Annotated in this window: 20 protein-coding genes and 5 tRNA genes; 12 read left to right on the plus strand and 13 right to left on the minus strand. The window is 71.6% G+C overall.

Annotated elements, in window-relative coordinates:
- Positions 1-11: 11 nt before the first annotated feature.
- Both BLASA_RS10315 and BLASA_RS10320 read right to left on the minus strand, forming a co-directional pair.
- A complete protein-coding gene (locus tag BLASA_RS10315; protein ID WP_014376076.1) occupies positions 12-515 on the minus strand; it encodes an SAM-dependent methyltransferase in 504 nt (167 codons plus the stop codon).
- 2 nt (positions 516-517) lie between these two features.
- Positions 518-591, minus strand: a tRNA-Leu gene (locus BLASA_RS10320).
- 76 nt (positions 592-667) lie between these two features.
- Between BLASA_RS10320 and BLASA_RS10325 the strand changes: the two genes are divergently transcribed.
- Together BLASA_RS10325 and BLASA_RS10330 are read left to right on the plus strand one after the other, a co-directional pair.
- Positions 668-1,267: an ANTAR domain-containing response regulator gene (locus BLASA_RS10325; protein WP_014376077.1), complete on the plus strand. Its 600-nt coding sequence runs from the start codon at positions 668-670 to the stop codon at positions 1,265-1,267.
- Positions 1,268-1,535: 268 nt separating this feature from the next.
- Positions 1,536-2,846, plus strand: coding sequence for an ABC transporter substrate-binding protein (locus tag BLASA_RS10330; RefSeq protein WP_419761018.1), 1,311 nt, complete (start codon positions 1,536-1,538; stop codon positions 2,844-2,846).
- Between the two features lie 304 nt (positions 2,847-3,150).
- Here BLASA_RS10330 and BLASA_RS10335 read toward each other — a convergent pair whose 3' ends face one another.
- The 5 genes from BLASA_RS10335 to BLASA_RS10355 form a co-directional block, all read right to left on the minus strand.
- Positions 3,151-4,065 carry an ABC transporter ATP-binding protein gene (locus BLASA_RS10335; protein ID WP_014376079.1) on the minus strand — a complete coding sequence of 305 codons (915 nt, stop codon included), beginning with the start codon at positions 4,063-4,065 and terminating at the stop codon, positions 3,151-3,153.
- Entirely contained in the window at positions 4,062-5,078 is a 1,017-nt protein-coding gene (locus BLASA_RS10340) for an ABC transporter ATP-binding protein (RefSeq protein ID WP_014376080.1), read from the minus strand. The genes BLASA_RS10335 and BLASA_RS10340 overlap by 4 nt, the downstream gene beginning before the upstream one ends.
- Positions 5,068-6,066 (minus strand): branched-chain amino acid ABC transporter permease, encoded by a 999-nt coding sequence (locus tag BLASA_RS10345; protein WP_014376081.1) that lies wholly within the window; start codon positions 6,064-6,066, stop codon positions 5,068-5,070. The genes BLASA_RS10340 and BLASA_RS10345 overlap by 11 nt, the downstream gene beginning before the upstream one ends.
- Before the next feature lie 3 nt (positions 6,067-6,069).
- Positions 6,070-7,434, minus strand: a complete 1,365-nt coding sequence (locus tag BLASA_RS10350; RefSeq protein WP_014376082.1) for a branched-chain amino acid ABC transporter permease — start codon at positions 7,432-7,434, stop codon at positions 6,070-6,072.
- Positions 7,435-7,564: 130 nt separating this feature from the next.
- Positions 7,565-7,981: a PaaI family thioesterase gene (locus BLASA_RS10355; RefSeq protein WP_014376083.1), complete on the minus strand. Its 417-nt coding sequence runs from the start codon at positions 7,979-7,981 to the stop codon at positions 7,565-7,567.
- 63 nt (positions 7,982-8,044) lie between these two features.
- Here BLASA_RS10355 and polA point away from each other — a divergent pair, with 63 nt between their 5' ends.
- Together polA and BLASA_RS10365 are read left to right on the plus strand one after the other, a co-directional pair.
- Positions 8,045-10,792, plus strand: a complete 2,748-nt coding sequence (gene polA, locus BLASA_RS10360) for a DNA polymerase I (protein WP_014376084.1) — start codon at positions 8,045-8,047, stop codon at positions 10,790-10,792.
- 61 nt (positions 10,793-10,853) lie between these two features.
- Positions 10,854-11,918, plus strand: a complete 1,065-nt coding sequence (locus tag BLASA_RS10365; RefSeq protein ID WP_014376085.1) for an AI-2E family transporter — start codon at positions 10,854-10,856, stop codon at positions 11,916-11,918.
- Positions 11,919-11,922: 4 nt separating this feature from the next.
- Here the strand turns inward: BLASA_RS10365 and BLASA_RS10370 are convergent, their stop codons facing one another.
- Positions 11,923-12,774 carry a class I SAM-dependent methyltransferase gene (locus tag BLASA_RS10370; RefSeq protein WP_014376086.1) on the minus strand — a complete coding sequence of 284 codons (852 nt, stop codon included), beginning with the start codon at positions 12,772-12,774 and terminating at the stop codon, positions 11,923-11,925.
- A gap of 220 nt (positions 12,775-12,994) precedes the next feature.
- On the opposite strand from BLASA_RS10370, the gene rpsA reads away from it, so the two are divergent.
- Positions 12,995-14,482 carry a 30S ribosomal protein S1 gene (gene rpsA, locus BLASA_RS10375; protein ID WP_014376087.1) on the plus strand — a complete coding sequence of 496 codons (1,488 nt, stop codon included), beginning with the start codon at positions 12,995-12,997 and terminating at the stop codon, positions 14,480-14,482.
- 222 nt (positions 14,483-14,704) lie between these two features.
- On the opposite strand, the gene BLASA_RS10380 is transcribed toward rpsA, so the two are convergent.
- Complete coding sequence (locus BLASA_RS10380) at positions 14,705-14,965, minus strand: hypothetical protein (protein ID WP_041775713.1); 261 nt, start codon at positions 14,963-14,965, stop codon at positions 14,705-14,707.
- A gap of 145 nt (positions 14,966-15,110) precedes the next feature.
- Here BLASA_RS10380 and coaE point away from each other — a divergent pair, with 145 nt between their 5' ends.
- The 3 genes from coaE to BLASA_RS10395 are packed head-to-tail and all read left to right on the plus strand — an operon-like array spanning position 15,111 to position 16,484.
- Positions 15,111-15,707 (plus strand): dephospho-CoA kinase, encoded by a 597-nt coding sequence (coaE, locus tag BLASA_RS10385; protein WP_041775714.1) that lies wholly within the window; start codon positions 15,111-15,113, stop codon positions 15,705-15,707.
- Positions 15,700-16,038, plus strand: coding sequence for a hypothetical protein (locus BLASA_RS25020; protein ID WP_014376090.1), 339 nt, complete (start codon positions 15,700-15,702; stop codon positions 16,036-16,038). The genes coaE and BLASA_RS25020 overlap by 8 nt, the downstream gene beginning before the upstream one ends.
- On the plus strand, positions 16,002-16,484 hold the full coding sequence (locus BLASA_RS10395) for a GNAT family N-acetyltransferase (protein WP_231839635.1): 483 nt from the start codon (positions 16,002-16,004) through the stop codon (positions 16,482-16,484). The genes BLASA_RS25020 and BLASA_RS10395 overlap by 37 nt, the downstream gene beginning before the upstream one ends.
- Before the next feature lie 47 nt (positions 16,485-16,531).
- Here the strand turns inward: BLASA_RS10395 and BLASA_RS10400 are convergent.
- From BLASA_RS10400 to BLASA_RS10415, 4 genes are all read right to left on the minus strand, one after another.
- Positions 16,532-16,606: transfer RNA gene (locus BLASA_RS10400), tRNA-Val, on the minus strand.
- A 54-nt stretch (positions 16,607-16,660) separates the two neighbouring features.
- Positions 16,661-16,731 (minus strand) — tRNA-Cys (locus BLASA_RS10405).
- Positions 16,732-16,772: 41 nt separating this feature from the next.
- Positions 16,773-16,844 (minus strand) — tRNA-Gly (locus tag BLASA_RS10410).
- A 93-nt stretch (positions 16,845-16,937) separates the two neighbouring features.
- Positions 16,938-17,399: an SsgA family sporulation/cell division regulator gene (locus BLASA_RS10415; protein WP_166486532.1), complete on the minus strand. Its 462-nt coding sequence runs from the start codon at positions 17,397-17,399 to the stop codon at positions 16,938-16,940.
- A 125-nt stretch (positions 17,400-17,524) separates the two neighbouring features.
- Between BLASA_RS10415 and BLASA_RS10420 the strand changes: the two genes are divergently transcribed.
- The 4 genes from BLASA_RS10420 to BLASA_RS10435 all read left to right on the plus strand — a co-directional run bounded on the left by BLASA_RS10420 (position 17,525) and on the right by BLASA_RS10435 (position 19,555).
- Positions 17,525-18,172 carry a sigma-70 family RNA polymerase sigma factor gene (locus BLASA_RS10420; RefSeq protein ID WP_051005163.1) on the plus strand — a complete coding sequence of 216 codons (648 nt, stop codon included), beginning with the start codon at positions 17,525-17,527 and terminating at the stop codon, positions 18,170-18,172.
- Positions 18,154-18,972: an anti-sigma factor gene (locus BLASA_RS10425; RefSeq protein ID WP_014376094.1), complete on the plus strand. Its 819-nt coding sequence runs from the start codon at positions 18,154-18,156 to the stop codon at positions 18,970-18,972. The genes BLASA_RS10420 and BLASA_RS10425 overlap by 19 nt, the downstream gene beginning before the upstream one ends.
- Positions 18,973-19,079: 107 nt before the next feature.
- Positions 19,080-19,457, plus strand: coding sequence for a TIGR02611 family protein (locus tag BLASA_RS10430; RefSeq protein WP_014376095.1), 378 nt, complete (start codon positions 19,080-19,082; stop codon positions 19,455-19,457).
- 26 nt (positions 19,458-19,483) lie between these two features.
- A tRNA-Val gene (locus BLASA_RS10435) sits at positions 19,484-19,555 on the plus strand.
- The last annotated feature ends 57 nt before the right edge of the window (positions 19,556-19,612 follow it).

A 19,612-nucleotide genomic window follows, 5' to 3' on the forward strand; every position in this document is an offset into this window, starting at 1 on the left:
GGGGCGTCCGGTCAGGGCCGGGGGATCGGCAGTTCCCTGCCGCCGTCGATGAAGAGGCGGGCGCCGGGCCTCGTCGCCGCGGCGATGCGTCGCACGACCCGGGCACCGGCGTCGGGGTGCCGGCCGTCGAGGGCGCCGACGCGGACGGCGAAGACGATGTCGAACGGTTCGTCCCGCGGCTCCAGGACGAAATCCTCGGCAGCGACATGCCGGACGCGCAGCCGCCGCGTGGCGAGGTGTTCGGCTGATGCGGCCGCCGCCTGGGCGACGGCCGTGACAGACCGGTCGATGGCCAGGACATGACCGGTGACGAGTCGGTCGGCCACGGCCCGCGCGGCTGCCCCGGGGCCGCAGCCGATCTCCAGGACACGGGAGTGCGGCTGCACGGGCAATGCGTCCACGACTGCGGCGAGACGGGGCGACAGGCCGGCGGGCACGGTGCGGAGGTCAGCCGTCGCCACCCGGAAGCAGCCGAGCCCGCAACGGTCGTCGTCCGGTAGGACGACGATGAGCACAGTGCCCCCGGTGCGACTCGAACGCACACTGCGCGGGTTTTGAATCCGCTCCCTCTGCCGATTGGGGTACGGGGGCGCGCCGGGGAGGCCCGGCTGCGCGAGAAGCCTAGCGGGGCGGTGCGCGGTCCCCGACGTCGATAGGGTCTTCCGACGTGAGCAGTGACCCGGTCCGCGTTCTGATCGCCGAGGACGAAGCCCTGATCCGGCTCGATCTCAAGGAGATGCTGGAGGAGGAGGGGTACACGGTCGTCGCGGAGGTCGGCGACGGGCAGCAGGCGATCGACCGCGCCGAGGAGTTGCGTCCCGACCTGGTCATCCTCGACATCCAGATGCCGGTGCTCGACGGGCTGTCCGCGGCCGAGCGGATCGCCTCCGCGCGGATCGCGCCGGTCATCGTGCTGACCGCCTTCAGCCAGCGCGAGCTCGTGGAGCGCGCCCGCGACGCCGGGGCGATGGCGTACCTGGTGAAGCCGTTCTCCAAGAACGACCTGGTGCCGGCCATCGAGGTGGCCCGGGGACGGTTCGCGGAGATGGCCGCCCTGGACGGCGAGGTACGCACCCTCGAGGAGCGGCTCGAGACCCGCAAGGTCGTGGAGCAGGCGAAGGGTCGGCTCATGACGGACCGCGGTATGACCGAGGCCGACGCCTTCCGGTGGCTGCAGCGCACGGCGATGGACCGGCGGACGAGCATGAAATCGCTCGCCGAGGCGGTCCTGTCCGGGAGTGCGACGTCGGACGGCGGCTCCGACTGACCCGGCTGGAGGGCCCTTGGGGGACTGTCGCAGCGACCCGTGAGTGCGCTGTCACGCAGTGTGGCGGTAGCTGTACCTGTTCGCGATCGAGGTCACGACCTCATCACGGTCCCTCCGCGCCCGGGTGCAACCCCGTGGTGGGCGGCTAGGTTCTGCGCACCGATCGGCGTCCGATCGGCGGTTGTCGCGCATGCGCACCGGCCACGGACGCACTGATGACACTGGGAGTTGCTTGATGCGCACTGGCAAGAATGCCCGCGGCATCGCCGTGACCGGTGCCGCCCTGCTCGCCCTCACCGCGTGCGGCGGCGGCGACGAGGGCGGCACCCCTGCCGCCGAGGGCGGCGACGGCGGCGGCGGCGAGAAGCTGGTCAACGTCTACGGCACCGACGGGAACATGGGCAACGCCCTGGGCGAGTCCTTCACCACCGAGGGCGCCCTCGCCGGCATGTCGGGCACCACGCCCCTCACGTCGCTGTCCTCGGACTTCACCGACCGGCTCATGGCGATCGACCCGAATCTGCAGGACTTCAACTACGCCGGTGAGACCTACGACGCGATCATCGTGAGCGCGCTGGCCGCCCTGCTGGCCGGCAGCACGGAGCCCACGGAGTTCGCCCCGTACATCAACGGGGTGACCTTCGGTGGCGAGGCCTGCGAGGACTTCGCCTCCTGCAAGTCGATCATCGACGCCGGCGGGAACCCCGACTACAACGGCGTCTCGGGGCCGCTGGCCTTCACCGAGCCCGGTGAGCCGGCGGTTGCCAGCTTCGGCATCCTCCAGTTCGGCGAGGACAACCAGATCGACTCCGACGCGACCGAGTTCGAGCTCGCCGGTGACGAGGACGCTGCGGCCAGCGACGAGGGGCCGGCTCCGGCGCCTCCGGGCACCACGTCCGACGACCCGCTCGTGATCGGCACGCTGCTGCCGCTCACCGGCAACCTGGCGTTCCTCGGCCCGCCGGAGGTCGCCGGTGCCCGGCTGGCCGTCCAGGAGATCAACGACTCCGGTGGCGTGCTCGGTCAGCCGGTCCAGCTGGTCGAGGGTGACTCCGGCGACGCCTCCACCGACACCGCCTCGCAGACCGTCGACCGCCTGCTGCAGCAGAACGTCGACGTGATCGTCGGTGCCGCGTCCTCCGGGGTGAGCCTCACCGTCATCGACGCCATCACCCGCGCCGGTGTGGTCCAGTTCTCGCCGGCCAACACGTCGGACCAGTTCACGACCTACGACGACAACGGGCTGTACTTCCGGACGGCTCCGCCGGACACCCTGCAGGCCCGGGCGCTGTCGGACCTGATCATCAACGACGGCAACAACACCGTCGGGATCATGGCGCTGAACGACCCGTACGGCACCGGTCTGATGGAGAACACCGTGGAGAACCTGCAGGCAGCGGGTCTGTCGGAGGACAGCATCCAGACGCTGACCTACGACCCGCAGGCGGCGAACTTCGACTCCGAGATCCAGCAGATGGTCGAGTTCAACCCCGACGCTCTGGTGGTGATCGGCTTCGAGGAGTCGGCGCGGATCATCGAAGGCCTCAACGCGGAGGGCATCGGCCCGGCGCGCGACTGAGGTCGCCCGGCCGTCCCGCGTCACCATGGTGACGCGGGACGGCTGACCGTCGGTCACAGTGGCCCGGCACCCCACGGGGTGCCGGGCCACTGTGCCGTCCGGGGCCGGGCGGCAGGACCCGGCGGGACCGCGGATCGGGCACGACCCAGCGCGGGCGGAGGTGCGAGCGCCCGCCAGGAACGTCTCAGCGGTGGACCACCGGGCGGAGAGCCCCAGGTGCCCTGTCCGGCCGTAGGGCCCGCAGAAGGCTCCGGCGCCGCCCCCGAGAGGGGACGACGCCGGACGCTGCGCGGAGTGGAACCGGTCAGTGGGCCTTGGCCAGCGTGCCGAGGTACAGCTCGATGACCTTGGGGTCGTGCATCAGGGATTCCCCGGTCGCCGTGTAGGCGTTGCGGCCCTGGTCGAGCACGTAACCCCGGTCGCAGATCTGCAGGCAACGGCGGGCGTTCTGCTCGACCATGATGATCGAGACGCCCGTCGCGTTGATCCGCCGGCAGCGGATGAAGACCTCGTCCTGGTAGGCGGGGGAGAGGCCGGCGGAGGGCTCGTCGAGCAGCAGCACCGACGGTTCCATCATCAGCGCGCGGCCCATGGCCACCATCTGCCGCTCGCCACCGGAGAGGGAGCCGGCCTTCGTCCGGCGCCGCTCACCGAGCATGGGGAACAGGTCGGCGACGTAGTCGAAGCGCTCCTTGAAGCTCTTCGGTCGCAGGTACACGCCCATCTGCATGTTCTCCTCGATGGTCAGCGAGGGGAACACGTTGTTGTTCTGCGGGACGTACCCCACACCCAGCGACACGAGGCGGTGTGCGGGCGCCGAGGTGATGTTCTCCCCGCGCAGCATCACCGAGCCGGAGCGCACCGGGATGAGCCCGAACAGCGCCTTGAGCAACGTGGACTTGCCGGCACCGTTCGGCCCGATGATGCCGACCAGCTCGCCGTCGTTGAGGTAGAAGTCGCACTCGTTGAGGATGTTGACCCCGGGCAGGTAGCCGGCGACCAGCTCGTCGGCGCGGATCAACGCGTCGCCGGACAGCCGGACGTGCTCCCCGCGGGTCGCCGCCTTCTCGGCCGGAGACAGGTCACCGGCCGTCCCGGCAGGCGTCGGCCCGCGGTCCGCTGCCCCCGCGTTGTCGCCCTGGTCGACCGGTCGGTCGAACTCGTACTCCGGATCCGTGCTCTCGCGCGGGTCCTTGCCCTGACCGGGATCGATGGTCATCGGTCCGTCCCCTTCTGGTTGGTCCGCTCGCGGCGCGGGGTGTCGCCGTCCGCGTTCTTCTCGCGGGAGATGGCCGCGTCGGCCTCGACGAGGGCCTGGTCCTCCTCCTCGACGGTCAACGGCGCGTCGTGGTGCGCGCCGAGGTAGGCGTCGACCACGGCCTGGTTCTGGCTGATCGACTCGGGGGGGCCCTCGGCGATGACCTGGCCGGCGGCCATGACGACCACCCAGTCGCTGATGTCCTGGACGACGTCCATGTCGTGCTCGACGAAGACCACCGTCATGCCCTGTTCGCGCAGATCCTTGACGTGCCCGAGCAGGCTCTGGGTCAGCGCCGGGTTCACCCCGGCCATCGGCTCGTCGAGCATGACGACCTTGGGATCGCTCATCAGCGCCCGGGCCATCTCCAGCAGCTTGCGCTGCCCGCCCGACAGGGTGCCGGCGAAGTCGTCCTTCTTCGTGTCCAGCTTGAACCGGTGCAGCAGCTCCATGGCCTTCTCGGTGTTGGCCTGCTCCTGCGCGCGCCAGATGCCGGGTACCAGGGCCCGGAAGAAGCCCTCGCCCTTCTGCCCCTGGGCGCCGAGCAGCATGTTCTGCAGCACGGTGAGCCGGGACAGCGCCTTGGTCAGCTGGAACGTGCGCACGACCCCCAGCCGGGCCACCTGGTGCGACGCCAGCTTGCCGAGCGGGCGGCCGTCGAACGACCACGAGCCCCCATCGGGCTGGTCGAACCCGGTGAGCAGGTTGAACAGGGTCGTCTTGCCGGCCCCGTTCGGCCCGATCAGCCCGGTGATCCCGCCGCGCTGGATCTCCAGGTGGTCGACCGAGACGGCGGTGAGACCGCCGAATGTGCGGACGACGCCGTCCACCACGATGGCGGGGTCGGGCTTGGCGACGCCGACCTCCCAGGGCAGGTCGCGGAGGGCCGCCTGCGCCAGTCGCTGGGGAGCAGCGGGAGCGCCGGCCGCGGAGCTCGCGTGCGCGCCGCTGGTGGGAGTGGGATCAGCGGGCATCGAGCATCACCTCTCGTCGGTCACCGAAGATGCCCTGCGGCCGGAAGATCAGCAGCAGGATCAACCCGAGACCGATCAGGACGAACCGGATCTGGGCCACGTCGGTGGCCGACAGCAGGTCCTCGGGGATGACCCCGTTGCCGATCAGCGTACGCAGCCCGGTGTCGGCGAACTGGACGATGAAGTACAGGATGATCGCGCCGATGACGGGACCGAGCACCCGGGCCGCCCCACCCAGGATGAGCGCGGCGTAGGCCAGGAACGTGTTCGCGTTCTGGTACTGGTCCGGGGTGGCCGATGCCGTTCCGACCGCGTACACCATCCCGCCGAGCGCACCGAGCACGCCGCCCAGCACGAGGGCCTGCATCTTGTAGACGTAGACGTTCTTGCCCAGGGCGCGGACGGCGTCCTCGTCCTCACGGATCGACTTGACCACCCGGCCCCAGGGGCTGCGGACGAGCAACCACACCAGCAGGCAGGCCAGCGCCACCAGCAGCCAGCCGACGAACGTGACCCACAGGTCCGCTCCGCTCCAGCGGGTGCCCAGGATGCTGTAGCGCCGGCCGGTGTCCCAGGGGGCCAGCTCGACGAACGGGTCGCTGAACCCGGACAGCCCCCGGGTGCCGGCGGTGATCGGCGTCGCCGAGACCGACCGGAAGGTCAGCCGGAGCCCTTCGGCCGCGGCGATGGTGGCGATCGCCAGGTAGTCGGCGCGCAGCCGCAGCGTCGGGATGCCCAGCAGCAGGGCGAGCACCACGGCGGCCGCGATGCCGATGAGCACACCCACCCAGAAGGGGAGCCCCCACTGCGCCACGGAGATCGCGATCCCGTAGCCGCCGAGCATGGCGAAGGCGATCTGGCCGAAGTTCAGCAGCCCCGTGTAGGCGAACTGGATGTTGAGCCCGATGGCGAGCAGCGCGAAGAAGACGGCCTGGAAGCCGATCCCGGCCTTGAGTGCGACGGCGAGTGCGTCGAGGAGTTCAGCCATGGCTCAACCAATCCGGGCCCGGCTGCCGAGGATGCCCTGCGGCCGCACGATGAGGATGACGATCAGGAGCAGCAGACCGCCCACGTACTTCATGTCGTTGGGGATGACCAGCGTCGACATCTGGACGAAGACGCCGACCACGATGCTGCCGATGAGGGCGCCGTAGGCGGTCCCGAGGCCACCCAACGTCACGCCGGCGAACATGAGCAGCAGGAGCCGGAAGCCCATGTCCCACTGGACCTCGTCGGAGAGCCCCAGCAGGACGCCGCCCAGCGCGGCGAGCGCGCCACCGACCATCCAGACCACCAGGATCACCCGGTTGACGTCGATGCCGGAGGAGGCCGCGAGGTCGCGGTTGTCCGAGACGGCCCGCATGGCCTTGCCCATCTTGGTCCGCTGCAGCATCAGGGCCACGAGGACGAGGACCGCCAGCGCCACGATCATCGACGTGAGGTCCTTGTTGGTCATCGAGAAGGCGCCGTAGTCGACGGTGCGCTGGCCGCGGTAGTCGGCGAAGGCGTTGGAGCGGCCGCCGTAGATGACCTGGTAGAGGTACCGCAGCAGCAGCGACAGAGCGATCGAGATCACGAGTGCGGCCACCAGGCCGGTGCCCCGGCGGCGCAGCGGTCGCCACAGGGCCAGTTCGTTGAGTGCGCCGATGCCGGCGCCCACCAACATGGCCAGGAGGGCCGCGGCGATCAGCGGTACGCCGCCCCCCACGTTGATGAACCAGGCGACGATCGCACCGATGGTCACCAGCTCGCCGTGCGCGAAGTTGACCAGCCCGGTGGTGCCGAAGATCAGCGAGAGCCCGATGGCCGCCATGGCGATCAGCAAGCCGAAGCGGAGGCCGGAGACGAGCAGTTCGACCCAGCGGATGGAGCCACCGCCGGAGTTGCGGCTGCCGTCGTTGAGCCCGATGAGGACGCCCTGTTCCCGGCCCTCGTCGACGGTGACGGTGCGGGTGGTGGCGCTGTTCAGGGTGACCCCCTCGGGGAGGTCGCCTTCGTCGATGGTGACCGTGTAGTCGCCGGGACCGGGCAGGTCCACCGACCACCGGCCGCTCTCGTCGGTCTCCACGGTGTCGACCTCGGCCCCCGAGGCCTCGGCGACCTCGATGGAGACGCCCTCGATGGGACCGCTCACGCTGGTCTGCAGGGTGCCGAAGAGGCGCTCGCCGGGGTCCTCGGCGGCGTGCGCGGCGCCCGGAACCAGGGCGGTGAGCCCGGCGACGAAGACGCCGACCAGCAGCAGTCGGAGCGCGGTCAGACCGCTGTGCGGGGGGCCGCCGGGGCGTGGCCGAGCCCCCGCTCTCGCGGGCCTGCTTCGTCGACCGTGCCGGCGGACACGGTCCGTCGGGTGCGTCACTCGACCTCCTCGGCGGGTTCGTTGAGGAGGGAACCTAACGTAGTTGTGCAGGCCAGCCGCCCTCGAGCACCGAGCTGTGACCTTTCTGCGACACGCGGTCCACTCGTTCGTGGCCGCGACCGACGTCGGCTCAGCCCTTCTTCGACGCGTTCGGGGTCATGCAGGTCAGTCGCGCGGTGGCGGTCTGCCGGCCCTGCTCGTCGGTGACGTCGATCAGGAAGGTGGACAGGGTGCGACCACGGCGGACGGGGGTGCACACCGCCGTCACGACGCCGGACGTCGCCGCGCGCAGGTAGCTCACGTTGAGCTCGATGCCGACCACCTGCCGGTCGGGACCGGCTCCCACGGCCGCAGCCGTCGACCCGATCGTCTCGGCCAGCGTGCAGGTCGCACCGCCGTGGAGCAGGCCGAAGGGCTGTTCGTTGCCGGCCACCGGCATCGTCGCGACCAGCCGGTCGGGGTTCCAGTCGGTGATCCGGACGCCGAGCTTGTCGTCGAGCGGGCTGCTGATGCCGTCCGGCAGCCAGGCCGGGGGAGGGGTGGTCACTCCGGCACCGTAGCCAGTCGCCGGGGCCCGTCCTGTCGGCGGGCGCACCTAGGATCGGCAGCGATGTCCGCTCCGGTGAGTACCCCCAGCGCCCCGCCGTCCGCCGTCCCCACCAGCTCGGCGCCGCGCCCGCGGCTGCTGCTGCTCGACGGGCACTCCCTGGCCTACCGCGCGTTCTTCGCGCTGCCGGTGGAGAACTTCTCGACCACCACGGGGCAGCCGACGAACGCCGTCTACGGCTTTACCTCGATGCTGATCAACATCCTGCGTGATGAGCGGCCCAGCCACCTCGCCGTGGCCTTCGACGTCGGCCGGAAGACCTTCCGGAGCGAGATCTTCGCCGAGTACAAGGCCAACCGCGCCGAGAGCCCGACCGACTTCCGCGGGCAGGTCAGCCTCGTGCAGGAGGTGCTCGGCGCGCTGCGCGTCCCGGTCATCACCGCCGAGGGCTACGAGGCCGACGACGTCATCGCCACCCTCACCGTGCAGGCGGCGGAGCAGGGGATGGACGTGCTGATCGCGACCGGCGACCGGGACGCGCTGCAGCTGGTCAACGAGCACGTCACCGTCCTCTATCCGCGCAAGGGCGTCTCGGACATGACCCGCTTCACGCCGCAGGAGGTCGAGACCAAGTACGGCCTGTCTCCCGCGCAGTACCCCGACTTCGCGGCGCTCCGCGGCGACCCGAGCGACAACCTGCCCAGCATCCCGAGCGTGGGTGAGAAGACCGCGGCCAAGTGGGTGCGCGAGTACGGATCCCTCGACGCGCTGGTAGACCAGGTCGACACGGTCAAGGGCAAGGTGGGGGAGAAGCTGCGCGAGCACCTCTCCTCGGTGCTGCAGAACCGGCGGCTGACCGAGCTGGACCGTGCGGTGCCGCTCGAGCTCGGGCCGCAGGACCTCGCGGTGCAGTCGTGGGACCGCAACGAGGTGCACACCCTGTTCGACAACCTGCAGTTCCGGGTGCTGCGCGACCGGCTGTTCGCCACGCTCACCAGCGCGGAGCCGGAGGTCGAGGGCGGGTTCGACGTCACGGTCGACGAGGTCGCCGCCGGCCACCTGGGTGCCTGGCTGGACGCGCACGCGCGCACCGGGCACACGGGTCTGATCTTCCGTGGCACGTGGGGCCGGGGCACCGGTGAGCTGACCGGCCTCGCGCTCGCGGCGGGCGACGGCGCCGCCACCTTCGTCGACGTCGGCCCCGACCTGGACGCCGGTGACGAGCAGGCGCTGGCCGCGTGGCTCGCCGACCCGACGGTGCACAAGGTCGTGCACGAGGTGAAGGGCCCGCTGCTGGCCATCTGGGCGCGGGGCTGGGAGCTCGACGGGGTCATCAGCGACACCGCGCTGGCCGCCTACCTGGCGCTGCCGGGTCAGCGGTCGTTCGACCTGGGCGATCTCGCCGTCCGGTACCTCCGGCGCGAGCTCAAGGACGCCGTCGAGCCCGAGGGGCAGCTCACCCTGGACGGCCTCGGCCCGAGCGAGGACGACGTCGCCCGGGAGGCCGCGCACGCCGACGTGCTCAAGGCGGTCGCCGTCAACGACCTGTCCGACGAGCTGGAGCAGGTGCTCGGCCAGCGGGGCGGAGGCCACCTGCTGGGCGAGATCGAACTGCCGCTGACCTTCGTGCTGGCCCGCATGGAGCAGCGCGGCATCGCCGCCGACCTCGACTTCCTGCACGAGCTGCAGAAGGAGTTCGCCGACGGCGTCGCCGCGGCGGCCGCCGAGTGCTACGCGGTGATCGGCCGGGAGGTGAACCTCGGCTCGCCGAAGCAGCTGCAGGCGGTGCTGTTCGACGAGCTGGGTCTGCCGAAGACGAAGAAGAACAAGACCGGCTACACCACCGACGCCGAGGCGCTCACCACGCTGCTGGCCTCGACCGGGCACCCCTTCCTCGAGCACCTCCTGCGGCACCGCGACGTCACCCGGCTGCGCACCGTCATCGACGGGCTCATCCCGATGGTCGACGACGTCGGTCGCATCCACACGACGTTCCAGCAGACGATCGCGGCGACCGGCCGGCTCTCCTCGACCGACCCGAACCTGCAGAACATCCCGATCCGCACGGCCGAGGGCCGCCGGATCCGGCAGGCGTTCGTCGTCGGCTCCGGCTACGAGTCGCTCATGACGGCCGACTACAGCCAGATCGAGATGCGGATCATGGCGCACCTCTCCGGTGACGAGGGCCTGATCGAGGCGTTCACGTCGGGGGAGGATCTGCACTCCTTCGTCGCCTCGCGGGCGTTCGACATCCCGATCTCCGACGTCGACCCGGAGATGCGCCGCCGGATCAAGGCGATGAGCTACGGGCTCGCCTACGGGCTCTCGGCCTACGGCCTCGCGCAGCAGCTCCGGATCACCCCCGAGGAGGCCCGCGGCCAGATGCACGCCTACTTCGAGCGCTTCGGCGGGATCCGCGACTACCTCGACGGCGTCGTCGACGAGGCCCGGATGACCGGCTACACCGAGACGACGCTGGGCCGTCGCCGCTACCTGCCCGACCTCACCAGCGACAACCGGCAGCGGCGCGAGATGGCCGAGCGGATGGCGCTCAACGCGCCGATCCAGGGCTCCGCGGCCGACGTCATCAAGGTCGCGATGCTCGGCGTCGAGAAGGCCATCGCCGCCGAGGGGCTGAACTCCCGGATGCTGCTCCAGGTGCACGACGAGCTGGTGCTCGAGGTGGCGCCAGGGGAGAGGGACGCGCTGGAGACGCTGGTGCGCCGCGAGATGGCCGGTGCGGCGGAGCTGTCGGTGCCGCTGGAGGTCTCGGTCGGCGTGGGTGCCAGCTGGGACGCCGCCGCGCACTGACCTGGGGCCACCACCGGTCCCAGATGTGTCGATCCGCCCCGCGGCGGACAAGACGGGACCCATGGCCTCCTCTCGACTCCCGGCTCCCGGTGACCCCGCGGTTCCCGCCTGGCTGGCCAGGTCGGCCGCGGTGGGTGGCCGGCTCCTGGTCCTCGCGGTACTGCTCTGGCTGGTCGCGGGGTTCGCGGTCAAGGTCACCTTGCCCCTGGTGGCCGTGTTCGTCGCTCTCCTGCTGGCGGGCGTGCTCGCACCCGCCGTCGAGTGGGCGCAGCGTCGGGGTGTTCCGCGCGGGGCGTCCGCCGGCGTAGCCGTGCTCCTGCTGGTCGCCGTCCTGGTCGGTGCGGTGGCGGCGCTCGGCACGCGGATCGCCGGGCAGCTGCCCCGGCTGCGCGACCAGTTCCAGCAGGTTTCCTCCGACCTGTCCCAGCGGTTCGGCATCGACCTGCCTAGCTTCGGCGCCGGTGGCGGCGGCGGGTCGTCCGGTGGCGGGACCAGCGCCGGTGACCTGCTGGGACCGGCGCGGACGGTGGCCGAGGTCCTCATCGCCGCGTTCCTCGTCGTGGCGCTGACCTACCTGTTCCTGCACGGCGGCCCGGGCATGTGGCGGTGGCTGCTGGGCAAGTTCGGGGGACGCCTGCGGGATGACGTCGACGCTGCTGGCAGGAGTGCCTGGACCACGGTGGGCGGCTACGTGCGGGGGCTGACGATCGTGGCGCTGTTCGACGCGGTCGGCATCGGCATCGGGTTGCTCCTGATCGGCGTCCCGCTGGCCCTGACCCTGGCGGCGTTGCAGTTCCTCGCCTCCTACATCCCGACGATCGGGGCGTTCGTCGCCGGCCTGGTCGCGGTGGTCGTGGCGTATGCGTCGAGCGGACTGGGCACCGCAACCCTCGTCCTGGGGCTGATCGTGGTCGTGCAGCAGATCGGCAACTCCGTGATCGAGCCCTACGTCATGAAGAACCGGCTGCCGCTGAACGCCGCGATGGTTCTGATCGCCGTCACGGTCGGCGGGGTCCTGTGGGGCCTCGCCGGTGCACTGCTGTTCGTGCCTCTGGCCGCAGCGGTCGCGGCCGCCGGTCACGAACTGTGGGAGCGGCACGGGCGGCGGCCGATCGCCGGTGGCTGATCGGTCAGCCGGGCTTCCGGGCGACCAGGATCAGGGTCCCGGGGACCAGGGCCCCGCGTTCGGGGGACCACTGGCCCCAGTTCTCCGTGCGGCCCGGGGTCCACTCCGGCTCCAGCAGGTCCTCGAGCACCAGACCGGCGCCCACGACCGCCCGCACCCAGTCGCCGACGGTCCGGTGGTGCTCCACGTAGACCGTTCGCCCCGAGTCGTCGGTCTCCACGTAGGGCGTGCGGTCGAAGTAGGAGGAGACGATCCGCAGGTCGTCGGGGTCGGGGGAGTCGGGGAACGGCCAGCGCATCGGGTGGTTCACCGATGCGACGAACCGCCCGCCGGGCCGCAGCACGCGCGCCACCTCCCGCAGGGCGCCCTCGACGTCGGCCACGAAGGGCAGCCCGCCGAACGCCGAGCAGGCCAGGTCCATGCTGCCGTCGGCCAGCGGCAGCGCGCCGGCGTCGGCCTGCAGCAAGGGGACCGCGATGCCGGTCGACCGGTTGAGCTCAGCAGCGCGGGCGAGCATCCCCGCGGAGAGGTCGAGAGCCACGACGTCGGCGCCGGCCGAGCGCAGCCACCGGGAGCACGGGGCCGAGCCGCAGCCGATCTCGAGCACCCGCCGGCCGGCGACGTCCCTGAGCAGGTGCCCGTCGGCCTCCCGCAGGCCCTCCGGGCACCACAGGAAGTCGGCGTCGCCCAGGTCCGAACCGTGCTCGGCCAGGTACGCCGGGGCCGCGGCGTCCCACCACAGGCGGTTGGCGCGCACCGATTCGGCGGAGTCGGCGGAGCGGCGGGCGACCCCGCCCGCGGCCGGATAGCCGTCGCTCGCGAGCGGCAGCGGGGACGACGGCGGGGGCTGGGTCATGGCGCGCCGATGGTGACACGCCGCCGGGGGAAGAGGACCGGTCGCACCCAGGTGGACCGCAGCGTCCCGGCGTCCGTACCATTGAGGAGCGCCAGAGGTCTGTCGTGCTCTTCCCCTCCGGGGGACGCCCGCGTCGGTTCTCCCCGCTGCACCTCCCCGCGGTCCGACAGCCGCGGGTCGTCCTGTCCCTACGCATAAACCGTCCGGAGCAACCAACCACATGACCTCCACTCAGGTCCGTCCTTCCAGCACCCCCCAGGTCGCCATCAACGACATCGGTTCCGCCGAGGACTTCCTCGCCGCCATCGACCTGACGATCAAGTACTTCAACGATGGCGACATCGTCGAGGGCGTCATCGTCAAGGTGGACCGGGACGAGGTGCTGCTGGACATCGGCTACAAGACCGAGGGCGTCATCCCCTCGCGCGAGCTCTCCATCAAGCACGACGTCGACCCGAACGAGGTCGTCAAGGTCGGCGACGAGGTGGAAGCCCTGGTCCTCCAGAAGGAGGACAAGGAAGGGCGGCTGATCCTCTCCAAGAAGCGCGCACAGTACGAGCGCGCCTGGGGCACGATCGAGGCCAAGAAGGAAGCCGACGAGGTCGTCACCGGCACCGTCATCGAGGTCGTCAAGGGTGGCCTCATCCTCGACATCGGCCTGCGCGGGTTCCTCCCCGCCTCGCTGGTCGAGATGCGACGCGTCCGCGACCTGCAGCCCTACGTGGGCCGCGAGCTCGAGGCGAAGATCATCGAGCTCGACAAGAACCGCAACAACGTCGTCCTCTCCCGTCGCCAGTGGCTGGAGCAGACGCAGTCCGAGGTCCGCAGCGAGTTCCTCAACAAGCTCGCCAAGGGGCAGGTCCGTTCGGGTGTCGTGTCCTCGATCGTCAACTTCGGTGCGTTCGTGGACCTCGGCGGCGTCGACGGCCTGGTGCACGTCTCCGAGCTGTCCTGGAAGCACATCGACCACCCGTCCGAGGTCGTCGAGGTGGGCCAGGAGGTCACCGTCGAGGTTCTCGACGTCGACCTGGACCGGGAGCGGGTCTCCCTGTCGCTGAAGGCGACGCAGGAGGACCCGTGGCGTCAGTTCGCCCGCACGCACCAGATCGGTCAGGTCGTGCCGGGCAAGGTCACCAAGCTTGTCCCCTTCGGTGCGTTCGTGCGCGTCGACGAGGGCATCGAGGGCCTGGTGCACATCTCCGAGCTGGCCGAGCGCCACGTGGAGATCCCGGAGCAGGTCGTGCAGGTGGGCGACGAGATCCTGGTCAAGGTCATCGACATCGACCTGGACCGCCGTCGCATCTCGCTCTCGCTCAAGCAGGCCAACGAGGGCGTCGTCGGCGACGAGGAGCAGTTCGACCCGGCCGCCTACGGCATGGCCGCCTCGTACGACGAGCAGGGCAACTACATCTACCCCGAGGGCTTCGACCCGGAGACCGGCGAGTGGCTCGAGGGCTACGACGAGGCCCGCGAGACGTGGGAGCGGCAGTACGCCGAGGCCCAGACCCGCTTCGAGGCGCACCGCAAGCAGATCGCGGCCGCCAAGGAGGCCGACGCCGAGGCTGCGGCCGGCGGTAGCTACTCCAGCGACGACGTTGCCGGCCCGGACGCCCCGGCGACCGGTGGTGGCGGCGGCGGCGGCGGCGGCACGCTGGCCAGCGACGAGGCTCTGGCCGCGCTGCGGGCCAAGCTCGCCGGCGGTGAGTGACCAGGTAGCCCGGCGCTGATCCAGCGCTGAACGCCGGAGGCCCAGGACCCGTCAGGGTGCTGGGCCTCTGGCGTTTCCGGGCCGGGGATCTCAGGTGTGCGACCCGGTCACCGACGGACGGACACGACCAAGGGCCCGTGGACGACGTCCACGGGCCCTTCCGTCAGCGGGGCGGCACCGACCGGCCGCAGGGCGCGACGCCGGCGGTCGGTGCGGCCGGACTCAGAGGCTGAGGATGATGGCGAACGCCGTGCGGGGGCGGCCGCCGGAACCGGCGAGGAAGCTCCACGTGTGGCGCCCGGTGGTCGGCGTCTGGAACATCCACCGCAGCAGCGAGCTGCGGTGGGCGATGGCCGGCCGCTGGAACTGCATCCGCTCGCGGACGGCGGGGATGTCGGCGCAGCGCACACCCGTGGCGGCACCGAGCCGGTGCCGTCCGGCGGCGCGGGACGACGGGGATGCAGCGCTGGTGTGACGGGACATGTTCTGGGTCTGCCTCTCTGGGCGGGGAAGATCGCCGGTGCAGACGTTAACGGTGGGGCCCGTGTGACTACTGCGACGCGCCGTGCCCGTCGCGTCCGCGTTATCGCTCTGTGACCTCAGCCCGGGTGCTCGCTACTGTCCGTACGTGCTGACGATCGGACTGACCGGTGGAATCGGCTCGGGGAAGAGCACCGTGGCGCGGCTGCTCGCCGAGCGTGGGGCCCTCGTGGTGGATGCCGACCGCATCGCCCGGGAGGTGCTCGAGCCCGGTACCCCCGGCCTCGCGGCCGTGGCCGCCGAGTTCGGCGGTGGCGTCCTGGCTGCCGACGGCTCCCTCGACCGGGCGGCTCTCGCCGCGATCGTGTTCGCCGCCGAGGACGCCCGGCGGAGGCTCGACGGGCTGGTGCATCCCCTGGTCCGGCAGCGGTCCGCCGAGACGATCGCCGGCGCACCCGCGGACGCCGTCGTCGTCAACGACGTCCCGTTGCTGGTCGAGACCGGTCGGGCAGGCTCCTACGACCTCGTGCTCGTCGTCGAGACCGACCTGGAGACCCGCGTGACGCGGCTGATCGAGCGCGGCCTGCCCGAGCAGGACGCCCGGGCGCGGATCGCCGCCCAGGCGACCGACGAGCAGCGGCGTGCGGTCGCCGACGTGGTGGTGGACAACAGCGGGACCCCCGAGGCATTGGCCGAGCAGGTCGACCGGTTCTGGCGCGAGCGGGTCGTTCCGGCGCGTGGCTGACGCGGATTCGCTCCTGCACCGGCGCCGGCGCGCGCGGGAGGACGTCTCACGGGCGCGGTTCCAGCTGCGTCTGCAGATCGGGCTCGGGTTGCTCTGGGTGGTGCTGGCGGTGCTGCGGTGGACCGAGGACGACGGGAGCGACTGGCTGGACTGGGGCTGGACGGTCCTCTCGCTGGCCTACCTCGGCGTCGGCCTCGCCTGCTGGCGCACCTTCCGGCGGGAACGGGCGCAGCGGCGACGCTGGTCGGGATCGACCTGCGACCGGTCACCGAGGCGACTCTCGATCGGCTGGTGGTGGCGGCTCGGGACGGGGCCTCGCCCGGCGAGGTGACACCGCCGATCACGCCGGGGGAGGAGTGGACGGCCGAGCGGATCGAGTGGCTGCGCACCCTCCACCGCGAGCGACGTGCAGGGCTGGACGGGCCGGCGCAGGAGGCCACCTGGGCCGTCATCGAATTCGTCGGTGACGGGGGTCGGGACGCCGAGCGGGTGGTCGGCGCGGTGCGGCTGCGGCGGGCCGGGGAGCCAGGGGTGCTGGAGATGGAATTCTGGCTGGTCCGGGACGCCCGCGGCAGGGGCGTGGGACGGGAAGCGGCACAGCTGGTGGTCGAGCGGGCACGGGAGGCGGGTGCCGTGGTCGTGCGGGCGGAGGCGACGAGCGCGAACGGCGGGGTGCTGGCCCTGCTGCGGGCGGTCGGCTTCGGCACGGTGGTCGACGGCGAGCGAATCGTGGCGGAGCGCGATCTCCGCGGCCACGCGACCGGCGATCGGACCTGAGAACGGCAGAACCCCAGGCGCCTGGCCGGCGTCCTGGGGTGTGCGTGTGGTGGGCGATACTGGGATCGAACCAGTGACCTCTTCCGTGTCAGGGAAGCGCGCTACCGCTGCGCCAATCGCCCGTTCCGGCCTCGCGACCGGACCCTCCTCCGCGCTCGTGCTCCGCGGAGGAGACGAGGTGGAGACGGGATTTGAACCCGTGTAGACGGCTTTGCAGGCCGTTGCCTCGCCTCTCGGCCACTCCACCGCACGCGGGCGCCAGTCTCTCGACCGACGCCCGAGGTTCCGAGCGGACGACGGGATTCGAACCCGCGACCCTCACCTTGGCAAGGTGATGCTCTACCACTGAGCCACGTCCGCGTTACGGAAAGAACTCTAGCGGACGTCCGGAGGGGGGTCGAAGGGGGGTCCCCCGATCGCCGCCCACGGCCTGCCGCCTGAGCTCTCCGCAGGTCAGCGCCCGGGCGCGTCCGGTCCGCCGTTGGACAGCAGGGCGTCCAGCTCCTGGTCCAGGTGCAGCAGCCCGGTCTCGGACCCGGTGGGCACCAGGGCCTCGGTGTGCCGCAGGAAGGCGGCGACCGTTCCCCGGGAGAGTTCGAAGAGCGCCTCGCCCGAGGGCGCGCGCAGGTGCAGGAACAGTACGTCCGCGGTCGCGTGCGCCGGCCAGACGCGCACGTCGCCGTCGCCGGCGGGGTGCTCGAGGCCGGCCTGCAGCAGCTCGCGGCTCACCAGCCATGCGATGCCCTCGTCGCCGTCTGCCGGGTCCTGCTCGCCCGGGTCGCCGAAGGCGATGCGCACGGCGAACGGATCGGCCGGGTCGTAGCACAGCAGTGCCGGTACCTCGGTCCAGGACTGGGGGCCGATCAGCTGAAGAGTGATGGGGGAGATGTGGCCGGGCATCCATCGGCTCGTCATGTCAGGTCAACGACCGGCGGCGGGAGAAGTCACGAGTTCGGGCATGTGGTGTCACACCCGCATCATGCGCCACAGCGGCCCCATCGAACCGGATGGCTGGTTCCGGACGAAGGCCCCGTGTGACCATGGGAGCCGTGAGTCGACCGGTTCTCCGGCCGGAGGACGGCGTCGGTGACGTCGAGATCCTCCGGCGCATCCGCGCCGGTGACCGCGGTGCCGTCGACGAGCTGTACGAGCGCTTCCGGCGGCCCGCCTTCGCGCTGGCCCGCCGAATCCTGGCCGACGACGGCCTGGCCGAGGACGTCCTGCAGGACGTCTTCCTCGGCGTCTGGCGCGATCCCGGGGCCTACGACGGCGCGCGGGGGAGCTTCGCGTCCTGGCTGCTCGCCGTGGTGCACCACAAGGCGGTCGACGCGGTGCGCCGCGAGGAGTCGCAGCGACGGCGCCAGGCCCGCGCCGAGGACCAGGCGGTCCTCGATGCTCCGGTCGCCACCCGGGACGTGGAGGACGACGCGTGGTCCCGGGTCGTCGCCGAGCAGGTGCGATCGGCGCTGAGTGTCCTGCCCGGACCGCAGAAGGAGGCCCTGACGCTCGCGTACTACGGCGGCTACACCCAGCGCGAGGTGGCCGCGCTGACCGGTGCGCCGCTCGGCACGGTCAAGACGCGGATGCTGGCGGGGATGCGCCGGCTGAAGTCCGAGCTCGGCGGGCTGTCCGGCCCGGCGGGTGGGGGAGCGCTGAGCGACGACGCGCCATGGGACGGGACACGATGACCGCGGAACACGCGTTCGACGCACTGGCGGTCGGCTGGGCGCTGCACGCGCTGGAGCCGGACGACGAGGCGGACTTCGCGCGCCACCTGCCCGGGTGCGGGCGATGCCTGCGCACCGTCGCCGAGACCTCCGAGGTGATGGCCGCCATGGCGCGGGACCTGCCGGCAGCGGAACCCTCGCCGGAGCTGCGTGCCCGCCTCCGCGCCGCCGTGGACGAGACCGAGCAGGTGTCGCCGGTGGCCGCTGCAGCTCCCGCCGGACCGCGACGGAGCGCGACGGAGCAGGCAGGACCACGGCCGGTGCCACGCCGTGCTCCCTGGCGGCCCGGTGTGCGGCCCCGCGCGCTGGTGGCAGCCGCGACCGCCGCGGTCGTGGGGCTGGGGGTGTGGGTGGCGGTCCTCGTCGAGGCGCGCGACGACCTGCGTTCGACCGTGGCGGCCCAGGAGGACGTCGTGGCGGAGCTGACCCGGCCGGGGCGGGCGACCATCACGCCACTCACGTCCGGGGATCGCCAGGTGGCCACGGTGGTGTCCCGCGACGACGCGCTGCAGGTGGTCACCGACGGGCTCGAGCCGAACGACACGGCGTCGACGACGTACGTGGTGTGGGGGCTCGGCGAGGGTGATCCGGTGGCTCTCGGCACGTTCGACGTCATGCGGTCACAGATCGAGGTTCGGGCCGTAGGCTCCAGAAGGACCGGCGTCGACGCCTTCCCCGGCTACGGGATCAGCATCGAGCCCGGTCGGCAGGCTCCGTCGTCCCCGACGGAGGTCGTGGCGATGGGGGAGGTGGCCAGCTGAGCGGCTCGGAGACCGCGACGCCGTCGGTCGCACATGCCCAGCCGGAGACCGCCGACGAGCGGCGCGCCCGCTATGACTCCGACGAGGTCCACAGCCTCCGCGAGCGGGTGGCCGCGGCGCGTTGGCGGCGGCGCCTGGCCACCCGCCGGAGCCTGAACCACGGCTACCGCGTCGGCGTCGGGATCGTCGGTGCCCTGATCGTCGCGGCGGGTCTCGCCACCATCCCGCTGCCGGGCCCCGGGTGGCTGACGGTGATCGCGGGCCTGTTCGTGCTGGCCACCGAGTTCACCTGGGCCGAGCGGCTGCTCGAGTTCACCAAGCACCACGTCAAGCGCTGGACCGACTGGCTCGCCGGGCGGCCGGTGTGGCTGCGCCTGCTGATCACCGTCGCGACGGCGGCGTTCGTCTACGGCGTCCTGGTGGCCACCCTGCACATGACGGGGGTGCCCGACTGGGTGCCGGGGTGGGTTCCGCTCTGGCGGTGACGGTCTGGCACAATCGACGACGTACCGGGCGATTGGCTCAGTGGTAGAGCGCTTCGTTCACACCGAAGAGGTCACTGGTTCGAACCCAGTATCGCCCACCGGTACGAAGGCCCGGTCCACGTCCGCGGACCGGGCCTTCGGCGTTCCAGGGGTCC

The organism is Blastococcus saxobsidens DD2, assembly GCF_000284015.1.
GTDB lineage: Bacteria > Actinomycetota > Actinomycetes > Mycobacteriales > Geodermatophilaceae > Blastococcus > Blastococcus saxobsidens_A.